Source organism: Edaphobacter modestus (genome assembly GCF_004217555.1).
In the GTDB taxonomy this organism is placed as follows: Bacteria; Acidobacteriota; Terriglobia; order Terriglobales; family Acidobacteriaceae; genus Edaphobacter; species Edaphobacter modestus.
This window is the reverse complement of the sequence record NZ_SHKW01000001.1, coordinates 3,771,343-3,786,242: the sequence shown is the minus strand read 5'-3', so window position 1 is coordinate 3,786,242 and position 14,900 is coordinate 3,771,343. Positions and strand designations below refer to the sequence as shown.

The 14,900-nt window shown below is 58.5% G+C and carries 12 protein-coding genes; 1 reads left to right on the top strand and 11 read right to left on the bottom strand.

The window, feature by feature from the left end; all coding sequences use genetic code 11:
- The first annotated feature begins 56 nt into the window (after window positions 1-56).
- Entirely contained in the window at window positions 57-2,018 is a 1,962-nt protein-coding gene (locus BDD14_RS16165; protein WP_242617990.1) for a phospholipid carrier-dependent glycosyltransferase, read from the top strand.
- A gap of 82 nt (window positions 2,019-2,100) precedes the next feature.
- Here the strand turns inward: BDD14_RS16165 and BDD14_RS16160 are convergent, their stop codons facing one another.
- From BDD14_RS16160 to BDD14_RS16110, 11 genes are all read right to left on the bottom strand, one after another.
- Entirely contained in the window at window positions 2,101-2,439 is a 339-nt protein-coding gene (locus BDD14_RS16160) for a cytochrome C oxidase subunit IV family protein (RefSeq protein ID WP_130419704.1), read from the bottom strand.
- 21 nt (window positions 2,440-2,460) lie between these two features.
- Entirely contained in the window at window positions 2,461-3,222 is a 762-nt protein-coding gene (locus BDD14_RS16155) for a cytochrome c oxidase subunit 3 family protein (RefSeq protein ID WP_242617989.1), read from the bottom strand.
- Window positions 3,215-4,888 carry a cytochrome c oxidase subunit I gene (locus tag BDD14_RS16150; RefSeq protein ID WP_130419703.1) on the bottom strand — a complete coding sequence of 558 codons (1,674 nt, stop codon included), beginning with the start codon at window positions 4,886-4,888 and terminating at the stop codon, window positions 3,215-3,217. Before BDD14_RS16150 ends, BDD14_RS16155 begins: the two co-directional genes overlap by 8 nt.
- On the bottom strand, window positions 4,885-5,928 hold the full coding sequence (coxB, locus tag BDD14_RS16145) for a cytochrome c oxidase subunit II (protein WP_130419702.1): 1,044 nt from the start codon (window positions 5,926-5,928) through the stop codon (window positions 4,885-4,887). Before coxB ends, BDD14_RS16150 begins: the two co-directional genes overlap by 4 nt.
- A 9-nt stretch (window positions 5,929-5,937) precedes the next feature.
- Window positions 5,938-6,846, bottom strand: a complete 909-nt coding sequence (locus BDD14_RS16140) for an SCO family protein (RefSeq protein WP_242617988.1) — start codon at window positions 6,844-6,846, stop codon at window positions 5,938-5,940.
- Between the two features lie 98 nt (window positions 6,847-6,944).
- Entirely contained in the window at window positions 6,945-7,610 is a 666-nt protein-coding gene (locus BDD14_RS16135; RefSeq protein ID WP_130419701.1) for a hypothetical protein, read from the bottom strand.
- Window positions 7,600-8,934, bottom strand: a complete 1,335-nt coding sequence (locus BDD14_RS16130) for a hypothetical protein (protein WP_130419700.1) — start codon at window positions 8,932-8,934, stop codon at window positions 7,600-7,602. Before BDD14_RS16130 ends, BDD14_RS16135 begins: the two co-directional genes overlap by 11 nt.
- A 34-nt stretch (window positions 8,935-8,968) precedes the next feature.
- A complete protein-coding gene (locus BDD14_RS16125) occupies window positions 8,969-9,703 on the bottom strand; it encodes a c-type cytochrome (protein WP_130423214.1) in 735 nt (244 codons plus the stop codon).
- 28 nt (window positions 9,704-9,731) lie between these two features.
- Window positions 9,732-10,274: a DUF3341 domain-containing protein gene (locus BDD14_RS16120; protein ID WP_130419699.1), complete on the bottom strand. Its 543-nt coding sequence runs from the start codon at window positions 10,272-10,274 to the stop codon at window positions 9,732-9,734.
- Window positions 10,274-11,704 carry an NrfD/PsrC family molybdoenzyme membrane anchor subunit gene (gene nrfD, locus BDD14_RS16115; protein ID WP_130419698.1) on the bottom strand — a complete coding sequence of 477 codons (1,431 nt, stop codon included), beginning with the start codon at window positions 11,702-11,704 and terminating at the stop codon, window positions 10,274-10,276. The genes BDD14_RS16120 and nrfD overlap by 1 nt, the downstream gene beginning before the upstream one ends.
- Window positions 11,705-14,899: a TAT-variant-translocated molybdopterin oxidoreductase gene (locus tag BDD14_RS16110; protein ID WP_242617987.1), complete on the bottom strand. Its 3,195-nt coding sequence runs from the start codon at window positions 14,897-14,899 to the stop codon at window positions 11,705-11,707.
- Window position 14,900: the final 1 nt, after the last annotated feature.

Below are 14,900 nucleotides of genomic sequence, written 5' to 3'. Positions count from 1 at the left end.
TGAGACTGAAGGATCGCTGACCGTCTAACCGGCTGCATACCATGAAGGATGCCTATTTGGAATCCGGTCGACTGCGCAGACCTCTCGTAATCGTCGCACTCTGGTTCGTCTTCTACTCGACCTTCGCCCTGCTCGCGCCGCCTCTGCTCGACGACGCCGACTCGGTCCACGCCGAGGTCGCCCGCGAGATGCTCGTACGCCACGACTGGACCACGCTCTACGCCAACGGCATCCGCTACCTCGAGAAGGCCCCGCTGCTCTACTGGTCGATGGCCAGCAGCTTCAAGATCTTCGGTGTAGGCACCGCGGCGGCGCGGCTCCCGTTGGCCCTAACCGTCCTCGCGCTCGCCCTGGTCGTCGAGGCTTTCGCGCGAAGAGCGTTCGGCGCCAGTGGACCGAAGGAGTCGTCTGACTCCGGACAGGAAGAAGCCGAGACGGAAGAGGAAACCGCAGCCGTGAACAAGTCCGGAGCGAGGGCCGGCCTCTACGCCGGGCTCATCCTGCTCTCGAGCTTCGGAATCTTCATCTTCACCCGCATCACCATCCCCGACGCGATGGTCTGCCTGTGGCTGACGCTCTCGATCTTCTGTTACTGGCTCACCGAGCAGCAATCACGGCCGGGCGCACCGCTCTGCTACGGCTTCGCCCTCTGCTGTGCGCTCAACATTCTCACCAAAGGACTCATCGGCATCGTCTTTCCCATCGGCATCGTACTGCTGCACCTGCTGTTCACGCGAGGGCTGCGCGGCACGATCGCCCGACTGCGCCAGCTTCACCCCTTCGGCAGCCTGCTGGTCTTCCTCCTCGTCGCCGCGCCGTGGCACATCCTCATCGCTCTCGCCAACCCGACCCAGGGCCACCCCGGAGAGATCTCCTTCACGAAAGGACACTGGATCGTCCCTCAGCCGACCGACGGAAACGTCCACGGCTGGACGTGGTTCTACTTCGTCAACGAGCACCTGCTGCGCTATCTCAACCTCCGCGTCCCGCGTGACTACGACACCGTTCCTCTCTTCCTGTTCTGGGGATTACTTCTCATCTGGCTGATGCCGTGGAGCGCCTTTCTCTTTCATGCTCTCGCTGCGGTTCCGTGGCGCAGGATGCTGCGGCGCGCTGCACTCGACAGGCAGCAATCCACTCTCGCGTTGATGGGGATCTGGGCCATGTTTCCTATGCTCTTCTTCTCTTTTTCAACACGCCAGGAGTACTACGTTCTGCCTGCCCTTCCGGCGCTGATTATGCTGATCGCGCTATGGCTCTCCCGTGAGGCAGACGAGGCCGAAAGCTTTGCGGTCCCGAACCTCCTCGTCATCGCAGGACAACGAATCTCACTGGTACTGCTCGCCTTTGGTTCCCTGGCCACCTTCGCCGCATTCTTCTTTCTTGTACACAGCCAGCCTGCTGCACCCAATATGGACCTCGCCAGTCTGTTGCAACAGAATCCCAGCGAGTATGCTCTCTCCTTCGGCCACTTCCTGGACCTGAACTCCAGGGCCATGGGAGCCTTCCGCCGGCCGCTTGGCCTCACCGGTCTCTCGCTGTTTACGGCAACGCTCGCGGCCTGCCTCTTACGTCGGGCTTATCGCCCGCATGCGGCGAATCTCTGGCTGACTGGCGGAGCCTTTGGATTTCTCCTGGCTGCCCACCTTGGCCTCCAGATCTTCTCTCCAGTCCTGACCTCGAAACAACTGGCCGATGTCATCGCACCCTATCTGAAGCCGGAGGATATTCTCGTGATCCATGGGGAATACGAGGCAGGCAGCACCCTGGGCTTCTACCTGAAGCGGAACAACCTGCATATCTTCGAAGGCCGCAGCTCCAATCTCTGGTACGGCGGCTTCTTTCCTGACGCGCCGCATATCTTCGAAACCGAGACCACACTGAACCTGGAGTGGACCGGTCCGCACCGCGTCTTTCTTTGGCAGGACGTAAGCCAGCCCCTGCCTCGGCTTCGAGGAAGAAGCTATGTACTTATTCAAAGCGGTGGCAAGGAGATCCTGAGCAATCGACCGAACTGAAGTAGAACGATCGAGCATCGTCGTTTCATTCAAAAAAAATGCGGCCCGAAGGCCGCTTCATCGTTTGAAACAAACTTTTGACCTACCAGAGCCCCCAGGCACGGCTCATATAGTCGGTCAGCGTCATGACAATCAGGATCAGGAAAGTGAAGAATCCTGCGGCCACTGTCATCTTGATCAACTTGGATTGAAAGATGACGTGCATGAAGAACAAGATGACGATGACTGCTTTGATACACGCAATCGCAACCGCAATGATCGGGTTGAAGATGTGCAGGTCGACGAATGCTGCTCCAACCGTGATTCCGGTAAAGATCAACAGCGCGATATAGACAGCGATGTAGGTACCCGGCTGAACGATACGATGCTCAGCGTGCTCCGGATTGGTCACGTTGGCCGGGTCATGATGATGAGACGACATGATCTTCTCCTTATAGCGCGGCTACGTGCCGGGGTGTCGATTGATGAGATAGAGCAACGGAAACAGAAAGATCCACACAATATCGACGAAGTGCCAGTACAACCCGAAATTTTCGATCGGGGCCACATACCCTGAACTGAAATCCCCTCGATTCGCTCGAATTGTTAGCCAAACCAGCAACACAATACCGATGATCATGTGCAGGGCGTGCATACCGGTCATCGCAAAGTAGAGCGAGAAGAAGACCTGGGTCTTTTGCGCCATGTCTGGCGCCAGGGGCTGTTCGATCGGTTTTCCGGTCTTCGGGTTCAGCGGAGGGTTCACGAACTCCGAGATATCAAAGCTTGCGCCTGGAATGTGATGCTTCTCCCACTTCTCCTTGTACTCAAAATATTTCACGCCAAGGAAGATGCAGCCGGACAGGATCGTCAGCACCAGGAAGATAACCAGAAGGCCCTTTTTGCGAACCTCCGCAGCCCAGACGCCCAACGCCATAAAGAAGCCGGACGAGATCAGGACTCCCGTGTTCACCGTGCCAAGCGGTATGCTCAGCTGGTTAGAGGCCGCCACAAACGCAGGGTTGTACCAGTTCCGATAGAGCAGGTAGGCAAAGAACAACCCGCCGAAGAACATGATTTCGGTCAGGAGGAAGAGCCACATGCCAAAGGTTCCGGCCTCGCGCTGCTGCTCCTCTGTCTCGAAGTGATGACGGTGCTGCGGGAGCGAGACGTGATGATGCTCCTCTGCCTGAATATCGTGTGTTGCTACGATCGTGTTATCCAACGGTCGTCACCTCTTGTTCCGTCTTGTGAGCGAGCCACTCATAGTCGTAGGCCTCGTAGTCCACAACCGGTGTCTCGATAAAGTTCTCGGTCAGCGGCGGCGACTGAATCTGCCATTCAAGGCCGGTCGCCTGCCAGGGATTGTTGCCTGCAATCTCGCCATACTTCAGCGACCAGGCCAGGTAGATCAGAGGCATCAGGAAGCCGATACCGAGCACGGTGGCTCCTGCCGTCGAAAGTACGTTAAGTACTTGGTATTCCGCTGGATAGGCGTGATACCGACGTGGCATACCCAGGTATCCAAGGATGAACTGCGGCATGAAGGTCAGGTTGAATCCGATGAAGCTTGTTACCGCAGAGAGCTTCGAGATCGACTCCGGATACATACGACCCGTCATCTTCGGCCACCAGAAGTGAACCCCGCCAAGGAACGCCATCAACATGCCGCCCACCATCACGTAATGGAAGTGCGCAACGATGAAGTAGGTCTCCGTTAGGTGAATGTCCATACCCAGCGAACCCAGGAAGACGCCCGTAAGGCCGCCGATGGTGAACAATCCGATGAACGCAAACGCGTAGAGCATCGGAGTCTCGAAGGTGATCGATCCCTTTTGCAGGGTAAAGGCCCAGTTGAAGACCTTGATCGCGGAGGGAACCGCCACGAGCATCGTCAGCAGCGAAAAGACCAGGGCCGAGTAGTTGGAGACGCCCATGATGAACATGTGGTGCTCCCACACGAAGAACCCGAAGACCGCGATGGCCACCGAGGAGAATGCAACCGCCGTATAACCAAAGACGCGCTTGCGGCTGAAGGTCGAGATGATCTCGGAGATAACACCCATTCCGGGGAGAATCATGATGTAAACGGCAGGGTGAGAGTAGAACCAGAACAAATGCTGAAAGAGCAGGGGATCGCCGCCGAGGTTCGGGTCGAAGACGCCTATATGAATGGTTCGCTCGAGCACCACCAGTACCAGCGTGATCGCCAGGACCGGGGTTCCAAGAACCATCAGGATCGAGGCCGCGTAGTTGGACCACACGAAGAGTGGCATACGGAACCAGGTCATGCCGGGAGCGCGCATCCGGTGGATGGTCACGATAAAGTTCAGCCCGGTAAAGATCGACGAGAAGCCGATAATAAAGACGCCAAGCCCGGCCGTCACCACATGCGTGTTCAGATAATGAGTGGACAGCGGGGTTGTAAAGGTCCAGCCGGTATCCACGCCACCCAGAACCAGGGCTGCCAGCGTGAAGATTCCGCCGATCATGTAAAGGTACCAGCTTAGAAGGTTGATCTTCGGGAATGCCAGGTCCTTGGCCCCGATCATAATCGGCAGCACGAAGTTCCCGATGGTTGCCGGTACAGACGGAACCAGGAAGAGGAACACCATGATGATGCCGTGCATCGAGAAAAGCTTGTTATAGGTGTCCGAGGCTACGAGATCAGGCTGAGGTGTCAGCAACTCCAGACGGATGAGGCCAGCGAAAGCGCCCCCGATGAAGAAGAAGAACGTGATCGAGATGAGGTAAAGCATCGCGATACGCTTGTGATCGCCCGTGAACAGCCAGCTGAGAAGACCATCTTCCGCGGAGATGTAATTCATCTTCGGAATGGTCGCCGTCCTCTGATCCGGAAGGTTGACGATGGTTGAACTGGTAGTACTCATGGTTTCACCACCCCTGGCGTCATCGGCGCCGCTTGGTTGGACTCTGACGTGGTCAGCGTTTGCTGCACGCGATAGTTCGTCTTAAGGGACTTCAAATATTCCACCAGATCGATCAGGCCCTCTTCGCTGATCTGCCCCTGGTAGGTGGGCATGATGGGCGCATAGCCCGCGGTCAGGTGCTGCGACGGATTCAGGATCGCATCGCGGAGGTAAGCTTCGTTGACCAGAACTTGAGATCCATTAGCCAGCTGGAGCTTTGAACCGTACACTCCCGCCAGGCTGGGGCCGCGGGCCGCCGCGTTGCCAGAATGGCAGGCATTGCATCCCATGCTAGCGAAGAGACGCTCTCCGTTCTGGGCCAGCGACATGCCGCTGGTCGAGCCCTCTGTCCACTTCTTGTAATCCTCTGGGCTCAGAACCGTGACCTCACCAATCATGCCGGAGTGCTTGGTCCCACAATATTGTGTGCAGAAGATGTGGTACGTTCCTGGGGTCGTCGCCTCAAACCAAACAGTGGAGTACCGGCCAGGGATGACTTCACGCTTCACGCGGAAATCGGGAATCGAGAAGCTGTGAAAGACGTCCTGCGAGATCATGGTCAGCTGAATCGGCTGGCCCATGGGAACATGCAGGTTGTTGATCTCATGCTGCCCGCCAGGGTGCTCAGCCTTCCACATCCACTGCTTTCCTACCACGTAGATGTTCATCGCGTTAGTCGGAGGGTTATAGATGCGGAAGTACAGCAAGGCTCCCCAGACGAAGCAGATGAGAAACAGGGCCAGCGGAATGATCGTCCAGGTCGCCTCCAGGAGAGTGGATCCCTCCACCTGGGTGGCGACGGGATTACGCTCTTTGCGGTAGCGGATGGAGAAGCCGAGCACCAGCGCTCCCACCAGAACGAGACCAACGATCGTAATCAGCAGAAGAAAGAAGTAGAGCGCGTCGGCATAAGGCGCAATCGTCGACGCCTCGCGCGGAAAGAGCGCTGAGTTCGTGAGCCACTTCACCAGAAACTGCCACAGTACGGGACTGATATGCATCGTTACCCTTTATCCATTCTCTTTCTTCGTCAAATCGTGGTCACGGCCAAGCTTCATATCCCGGCGGAACATCAGGAACATGAAGCCACCCAGTCCAGCCACCGTCACTACGCCGCCTAACTGGACCACGCGCGCGACAATCAGCGAATGCTTGTTGGTCTGAGGATCGTAGTGATAGCAGTAGGTCAGGATATTCGCCACGGGAGAGCCAATCTTGTTGCCGGACGCTTCAATCAGCCCCAACAAAATGTCCTTCGGCGAATATTCGACGCCAAGGTAGTACTGCGCTAGCTTGCCATCGGTCGTCACGACTTCGATCGAGCTGGCGTGTGCAAATTGGGTCAGCTTGCCGTCAGGTCCTGGAACCCGAACATAGCCGAAGCCGGTTGCATCGGTCACTCGGTCAATCGACGGGCGCTGCCCCGTAAGGAAGTGCCATCCGCCCGCAGTCTCCGGTCTGCCATAGCGTTTTACGTAATACGCCTTCTTCTTTGCAGCGATCTCCGGGGTATCGCTGGGATCGATGGAGATGACGACGACATTAAAGTCTTTGCCCGGCGTAAGCTTGACCATCTCAAGCGCGCCCGCCAAACCGTCCAGCTCTTCGGAGCAAAGCATCGGGCAGTTGTAGTAGACAAGCGTGAGGATCGCCGGATGCTTGCCGAAGTAATCCCCGAGGTGAACCGGCTTGCCCGTATCATCGACGAACTGAGCATCGAGCGGGAGCTGCTGGTTCAATTTCTGCGTGACGCCGACTCTTTGCAGGACCTGAGGAAGCTGATCGCCGGAGTTTTCTCCGCTTTGCTTGTCTCCGTAGCTGGAGACCTGGGCTGCCAGCGGGGAACACAAGAGAGTGCAGCCAAGCGCGGCCATCGCCGCCCCCCGCCATCCGCCTCGCATTGTGCCCCACTTCGTCATCTTCCGATCCTTGATCCTATAGGCTCTTGTTCGCCCGGAGAGATCTTCCATACTTCCATTTTAAGTCGCTGGCTTTCGAGCGCCTACGACTGCACCGATTACCGGACGGGTGTCAGCTGCGCATGCGCAGCCTCTTCGGCTTTTCCAAAGTCCAGCCTTTGCTTGCGTGCCTCAATCACATCCAGCTCATAGCCTGTCCGCGCAAAGCCATTCGTCAAAGGTGCCTGAATCTGCGGCTCCACATCCCCGGCCATTTTGACCTCAGAACCAGCAGGGCTCGTATGAACTGGCAGGCCGCGTTGCGCGATCAGCTGCATGGCGCGTTCGATCGGAATACGAATTCCAGGCTGCCCTGGATTGCTGCTATAGTGCTCCAGCATCAGGTCTTCCCTTGCATGCAGATCCGCGGTCTGCTGATTGCCATCATCAAGGTCCACGCGGGGTTCCGGGAACTCAGAGGTCAACTGCTGCAGTTGCTTCTGTTGAAGCTGAGGATTGCTGGTCAGTCCCTTGACTCCGTTTTCGTTCGCCGTCTGGTGCCACTTGTCTTCAGGTCCATCCGACTTCTGGAGAGCGCCGTTGATGACCTTGCCCATCAGAAAGCAAAAGATGAAGAAGACGAATACCGAGCCCACCAGGCCCGAGAGAAACACCACGATGCCGTTGACATTGACGTCAGTCGTTTCGTAGCCCGGGTCGTCCGGTGTGTGGGCATGCTGATCGTGTTTTGCCGGCTTGTTCAGATCATGGTCGTTAGTGGGCATGTTCGGGCTCCAGCATCTCTTCCAAGTGCGGGTCGTTGACGTTCATCAGCGGTCGCTTCATCAGTTCGGTCAGATAATAGGCGCCCCAGACCGACAGGACAGCGACCGGGACCGTAATGTAAGCAAGAATTCCAAGATTTCCTGAGAGATGCAGGTTGCCAGCAGCGTCCGGGAAGTTCGGCTCAATCAACCAGAACATGTCCAGGCACCGGGCAAAGATCATAAAGCAAGTCAGCCAGATCATCTTCTGCTTGTTACGCTTCAGATCGCGTGAGAGCAGCAGCGTGAATGGAATCAGCCAGTGGCAAATGAAATCGAGCGAGCAGATGTACCACCATCCACCATGAATGCGGGCCAGGTACCAGGGAATCTCGTCCGGAATGTTTCCCGACCAGATAATCAGGAACTCCGCGAAGCAGAGGTAAATATTCAGCATCGTGAAGGCGAAGGCGAACTTGCCCAGATCATGCTGCTCGGTCACTCGCAGCAGGGACTTCATGGGTTGGTACCGCGAGAGCAGGATCACGATGAGGATGCCGAGCGCTAGCGTCTGGTAGCCTTGGCCGACGAGAAACTGAAGACCATAGATCGAGGAGTACCAGGTCACGTCGAGGGATTTGATTAGAAGAATCGCGAGGTCCGTCAGCAGGATGACGTAGATCAGGATGCCGATACCGGAGAGATTCTCAAACTTGATGCGCCAGTAGTCGAAGCTCGACTGTGATCCCGCGTTGGGGTCCGCGTCGCGCTGGAGAGACCAGCGGTTCAGCAGCGTAGTGAACAGCAAGAGAATTCCGAAGACAATAACGACTTGGACCACGGCGGCGCTTGGACTCAGCATCGCGTGCTTGGCATTGGCCGTGAGCATCTGCTCCTGGGTCATCAACCCTTTTGCGTAGGCCGCTGCGGTGGCCTTGGCATTCGGGTAAGCCGCCCACTGGTAGAGATGCTTCATGAAGAAGAGGACAGGGATTACCATGGCAGCAACGAGCCACAAGGTGCGCGAGGCTGCTTCGAGCGGACGGCGTAGAAGCAGACCCCACTTGCCGCCCGAGACATACTGCAGCATCAGCATCGCCAGTCCGCCGCCGGCAAAGCCGAACGAGACCATGAAGCCCATCAGGTAGGCGCGCAGAATATGCCCCGGCCCACCCTTCAACAGAAGGAAGGCCAGGGAGATCAATGCGGCGGCCCCGCCGACGATCAACAGACGTGTCCGCCAGGCCTTGATGGCCTCCTCGGGCGCGGCAAGCGATGAAGGAAGCACGCGCGGCCCGTGGTCGTGGTGTCCTGCGTCTCCGTGATGTTCGTGTCCAAGTGACATGCGTTTTCAGGCCTTCATTCGGAAGCTTCCGAGATTATTGCTTTGGTGCTGCTCCAGGGGTTTGCGACTTGACTGCTGCAGGAGCGCTGGGGGATGTCCCCGCTCCTGGCGTCGGGAGAACAAAAAGTTTGCCGTTGGGAGTTCCGGTGACCGCCGTTGCGGGAAGTACCGGTTCCTGAGCGAACGAGGCGGGTACACCCTCGCTCTCGGCGATGTTCTTCAGACTCGCAACATGGGCTCCGGCCGGGACATCGGCCTGGGTGGCATTCTGGCTCAGTTGCAAGGCGCGAATGTAGGCCGCGATTGCCCAGCGATCAGTCGGGTTCACCTGCGCGGCATAATCCGGCATCGCGCCGTAGCCATTCGTAATTACGTGAAAGAAGTGGCCCAACGGCGCAGAGCGCAAACGTTCCGAGTGAAGACCGCCCGCCTTGGCGTAACCGCGCTGCACAATCATGCCATCACCATTTCCTACTCGCGAATGACACGGGGTGCAGTAGATGTTGTAGCGTTCCTGGCCACGCTCGAGAACCTGAGCCGTGACCGGGAAGGGAAGACCGTCGCCTTCCTTACCGTCCACCAGACCTGTATAGAAGTAGTTATCCTGGTGCAGCTGGTCGCGCGCAACCGTGTTCGCCACCTGCGGGCGCACGGAGCGCCCGTCAGCGTAGAGTGTTGTGCCCCGCTGGGGGAAGAACTTGGGCTGGTCGTGCATATCCTGGCGGCAGCCGATGGTCGCCGCAAGCGCGATCGTCGCCACCACGGACATCCTCAGCCTCACGGGTGTGCTCTGGGTATTAATGATCCACCTCCACCACGGAGACCGCGTGAAACCGTTCCAGGAAAGCCCTGGTTCCAGCCGAAGAAAACTGGGGATCGGTCGCCTCGAGGCACAGAAAGAACTTGTCGGTCGTAGCGCCATTGCGAAAGTTCGGCGCATTGAACAGCGGATGGTAGAGCTGTGGGAGTCCATTGAGGGCGAGCATCCCGAAACCAGCCGAGAGGCCGGCGAACAGAATAGTCCACTCATACGCCGGAATAATAAACGCCGGCCAAGAGAACAGGGGACGCCCCGCGATGTTCAGCGGATAAGCCCAGACCGCGATCCAGGTCTGCATCAGGAACGCTGTCGTAACTCCCATCAAACCGCCCAACAGACATATCAGCGGAACGCGATTCTTGTGGAAGTGCAGGGCCTCGGCGGCCTCTTCGACCGGATAGGGCGTGTAGCACTCCATGCGGCGATAGCCGACGCGGCGCGCCTCTTCGGTCGCAACCACCAGTTCGCCGGGAGTGTTGAACTCCGCCAGCAGGCCGTAGATTCCTTCTCTGCGCGGCATTACGTCGTCTCCTCAATGACCGTCTCGGCGTCAGGTCCGCGGCGGGTAATCTTGGTCTGTGGCAGCATCATCCGAATCTCGGACATCGGGATGATCGGAAGGAAGCGCACGAACAGGAGGAACAGCATGGTAAACAGGCCCCAGGTTCCGATAAAGAGCATGTAGTCCCACTTGGTTGCCCGGTAGGTTCCCCAGCTCGACGGCAGGTACTCGCGGTAGAGCGAGGTTATGACGATGACGAAGCGCTCAAACCACATGCCGATGTTGACGATGAACGAGAGGACGAACAGGTAACCTACGTTGACCCGGAGCTTGCGCGACCACAGCGTAGTCAGCGGAATCGCGATGTTCGTCAGGATCAGGAGCCAGTAGCCCCACCACATTGGACCAAACATGCGATTCCACATCATGAAGAACTCCCAGTGGCTGGCCGAGTACCAGCTCATGAAGACCTCCATGCCGTACCCGTAGGCCACGATCGATCCGGTCGCCAACATAACCTTCGCCATGTTGTCGAGGTGACGCAGGGTGACCAGGTCCTCCATGTGGTAGAACTTTCGGATCGGAATCGCCAGTGTGAGCACCATGGCAAATCCGGAGTAGACGGCGCCGGCGACGAAGTAGGGTGGGAAGATCGTCGTATGCCATCCAGCAAGGGCCGCCACAGCGAAGTCGAAGCTGATGACTGTGTGTACCGAGAGCACCAGGGGAGTCGAGAGTCCAGCCAGAAGCAGCGAGGCCGTCTCGTAGCGAATCCAGTGTCGCGTCGATCCCCTCCAGCCCAACGAGAGCATTCCGTAGAAGTAGCGGGCCAGCGGCAGTGTCGCGCGATCACGCAGCGTACCGAAGTCTGGAATCATACCGATGTACCAGAAGACGATCGAGATCGTTGCGTAGGTCGAGACCGCGAACACGTCCCATGCCAGAGGCGAACGGAATTGCGGCCAGACGTTCATCGTGTTCGGGTACGGGAAGAGCCAGTAACCCAGCCACGGACGGCCAACGTGGAGCAGCGGGAACATGCCGGCGCAGACCACGGCGAAGATCGTCATCGCCTCTGCGAAACGGTTGATCGAGTTTCGCCACGTCTGCTTGAAGAGAAGCAGAATCGCCGAGATCAGCGTACCGGCATGGCCGATACCGATCCACCAGACGAAGTTGATGATCGCGAAGCCCCAGGCTCCTGGCATCGTGATGCCCCAGATGCCGACGCCCTTCAGGAACAGCCAGGTCACGGCGATGACCACCAGCGAGGCCACCCCTCCGGCGACCATCAGCCCGAAGAACCAGCCAAGCGGGGTGTTTGACGTAAGCACCAGGCCCGCGATCTTCTGCGTCACCGACTTGAAGTTGTGGCCCGGGGCGATGACCGCGTACTCACCGGTTCGCGGATCGATCATCGGGTCATTGATGGGTTGTTTGGTCGCCATTTATGCCAGCTCCGGATTCGGGTTGATGACGCCAGCCGTGTAGGTTGTGCGTGGACGGTAGTTCAGGTCGCCCAGCACCGGGTAATTCCGCTCGGTGGCTTTGCGCTTGGCAACCTTGCTCGCAGTGTCGTTGATGTTGCCGAAGATAATGGCATCGGTCGGGCATGCCTGCTGGCAAGCCGTCACGATCTCGCCGTCGCGAATCGCGCGATTCTCCTTGTCGGCCGTAATCTTTGCGGCCTCGATGCGCTGCACGCAGTAGGTGCACTTCTCCATGACTCCGCGGGAACGGACACTGACATCCGGATTGCGCATGAACTTCAGACTTTCGGTCTCGTAATCCGAGTACAGAAGGAAGTTGAACCGGCGAACCTTGTACGGGCAGTTGTTCGAACAATACCTTGTACCCACGCAACGGTTGTAGACCATCATGTTCAGGCCTTCCGGCGTGTGCACCGTCGCTCCTACCGGGCAAACCTGTTCGCAGCCTGCATTCTCGCAGTGCTGGCAGGCCATAGGCTGGAAGTGGGCCTTTGGCGCATGCAGATCGCCCTCGAAGTAGGTATCGATGCGCAGCCACTGCATGTTACGGCCCACCTTCACCTGTTCGCGGCCTACCACGGGAATATTGTTCTCCGCGTAGCAGCTCACGATGCAGGCGTTGCACCCGATGCAGCTGTTCAGGTCGATCGACATGCCCCAGGAGTTCTGGATCTTCAAGGAAGACGGATCGGTCTTCTTGTAGTCCCAGGCATTCGGGAACATGGTGAGGTTGACCTCTTTCTGCGACTTCCAGCCAGGGTCGCCGTGGGCGGGGTTCTCGCCCTGCGGACCGTACCCAACCTTGTTCACAAGCGTGCCGCTGGCGCCCTCTTCGGCGAACTTCGGGTTCTTCTCCGCCTCCTCCACCGTCGCATAGCGGATAATCGACCGCTCCATCGCCTCGTGGCCTTCGAGCGAGTAGGTGCCCTTGGTGTCGTACTCCGGCCGCTCGAGGTCGTGCTGCGCGAACGTGCCGCGGTGCTCCGTGCTGTGAACCTTGGTGACGCAGAGGTCGTAGTAGCTTCCATTGACCTTCTTCGCGATTCCGCCGGAAGCGGAGAGCAAGCCCGTCGAGGTGCGCAGCTTATAGGCGTCGAAGCCGACTCCCGAACCCACACGCCCTGCCTCCACCCCACGGCCGAGACCAAGATGGACCGTGATCGTATCGTCAGGATGGCCGGGAACCATCAGAATCGGAGCGGTCACCTTGCGGCCGCCCAACTCAAGCTCGATCAGCTCGGTCTCTTCCACCTTCAGATCGGCCATGGTCTTCATGCTGACCAGAGCGGCATTATCCCAGCTCAGGTTGGTCACCTGCTTCGGAAGCTCCTGCAACCAGCCGACGTTACCAAATCGGCCGTCAAAGAGAGACGGGTCGGGCCGGAAAGAGATCTCGTATCCCGATCCAGTGGAGGCCAGAGCCGGGAATGCGGTGACGCGCGCCGGGACACCAGCCTTGGGGGTAAACGCGGTGCCATCCACCCAGCCGTCGTGCAGCGCCTTACGCCATCCCGCCGCGAAGTCACCCTTAATATAGGTCGTCGCGTTGGCAGCTACGACATCATATGCCGAGGACTGCGGATCACTGAGCAGCGTCTGGAAGATGTCGTGCGCGCTCTTTCCGCCGTACATCGGATCGATCATCGGCTGAACGATCGTAAGGGTGCCATCGTAGGCGCGAGCGTCCGACCAGCTCTCAAGGTAGTGCGCTTTGTTGATGTGCCAGGTCGAGACCGCACCGGTCTCATCAAGATGCGTACCCAGGTGAACCGTAGTCGGAACCTTCGCCATTGCGCCGGCAAAATCGAGGTCCGCGGGTGCCGAGTAGATCGGGTTGACCCCAAGCATCACCAGCCACTGAACCTTACCGGCGTTTACGTCAGCGACCAGCGTCTTGAAATCGGCCAGCTGCTCGCTCGGGAGCGGATTCACCGTCTCGGTATAAACGACCGTCTTTCCGACCGCGCCGATCAACGTGTTGATGGCGTACGCCGCGGCGTGAACGGAGGGCGGAGCCTGCTCGCCGGGAATCACGACCGCCCTGCCGCTGGACTTCTTGAGATCATTAAGCAACGCGGTAAAGAACTTTTGCTGTTCCGCACTGAGGCCCTGGGGTGCGGAGCCGTAGACCAGGGCATCGGCAAACTGTGCAATCTGGCTCGGCTTCAGAGCCAGCCGATGCTCCGCCTTGAAGCCCGTTACCGTCGGCATCGACTCGACGACATACAGCCTATTCATCGTCTTGCCTTCTTCGTAACGGTGCCGCTCGGCATAGGAGGCAGCCAGCGGCAGGAAGCCCGGATGAGCAATCCCGCCCAGGAAGTCAGCATCGAGCGAGAGAATAACGTCCGCGTCCTCTAACTTGTACTGCGCATCGGAGTAGCTTCCGAAGGCCGCCTTCGAGGCAGCGCGCGAAGAATCCTGATTGACCGGCTCCCACTGGACCAGCTTTGCCTGGGGATACTTTGCCTGCACCGCCTTCCACTGCGCGGCCAGCGTCGGCGAGGTAACGGTCTCGCTCAGAAAATAGATTCCCTGCCCGCCGGAGCTCTTGTTAGCCGCGTCCTGAAATGCCTTCTGGAAATCACCGTAGCTTGATCCCTGCCCACGCAGACGAATGCGCTGGGAGCGATCGGGATCATAGAGGTCGAGCAGCGTAGCCTGGGTCATGGCGTCCGATCTGCCCTTCGACATCGGATGCTCCGGATTGCCGTCCACCTTGATAGGCCGGAAGGAGTCCGACTTGATCAGGACCGGAATCGCACCGGTCGGAAAGGGGTACGCCGTGGCAAAGTACATCGGCTTGCCCAGGATAAGATCCTCGGGCTGCTTTACGTAGGGATAGATCGGCTCGTCGGGCTGCTTGGTGCATCCGGCCAGTCCGGCGAGGGCAAACGAGGCGCCCATTACCTTGAGGAAGCCACGCCGGGATACGGGATCGACCCACTCACCAGCGCCAGCCTGCCGAGGAAACTCCTCCTGCATCAGCTCCTGAAACGCCGAGGTCTCCGCCAGCTCATCGAGGTTCTTCCAAAATCGCCGCCCGGTCTTGCCATCCAGCTTCGCCCGAACCTCGGCAAGCGTCATCTTCGCCGGCGCAATCTGTGTCACCACCTGCGCTTCGGCCTGCGTCTGTGACTTGGTATCAGTCATG

Coding starts and splice junctions, on each gene's coding strand:
- BDD14_RS16160 (WP_130419704.1), bottom strand. CDS start 2,439: ATGTCGTCTCATCATCATGACCCGGCCAACGTGACCAATCCGGAGCAC.
- BDD14_RS16150 (WP_130419703.1), bottom strand. CDS start 4,888: ATGAGTACTACCAGTTCAACCATCGTCAACCTTCCGGATCAGAGGACG.
- coxB (WP_130419702.1), bottom strand. CDS start 5,928: ATGCATATCAGTCCCGTACTGTGGCAGTTTCTGGTGAAGTGGCTCACG.
- BDD14_RS16140 (WP_242617988.1), bottom strand. CDS start 6,846: ATGACGAAGTGGGGCACAATGCGAGGCGGATGGCGGGGGGCGGCGATG.
- BDD14_RS16135 (WP_130419701.1), bottom strand. CDS start 7,610: ATGCCCACTAACGACCATGATCTGAACAAGCCGGCAAAACACGATCAG.
- BDD14_RS16130 (WP_130419700.1), bottom strand. CDS start 8,934: ATGTCACTTGGACACGAACATCACGGAGACGCAGGACACCACGACCAC.
- BDD14_RS16125 (WP_130423214.1), bottom strand. CDS start 9,703: ATGTCCGTGGTGGCGACGATCGCGCTTGCGGCGACCATCGGCTGCCGC.
- BDD14_RS16120 (WP_130419699.1), bottom strand. CDS start 10,274: ATGCCGCGCAGAGAAGGAATCTACGGCCTGCTGGCGGAGTTCAACACT.
- nrfD (WP_130419698.1), bottom strand. CDS start 11,704: ATGGCGACCAAACAACCCATCAATGACCCGATGATCGATCCGCGAACC.
- BDD14_RS16110 (WP_242617987.1), bottom strand. CDS start 14,899: ATGACTGATACCAAGTCACAGACGCAGGCCGAAGCGCAGGTGGTGACA.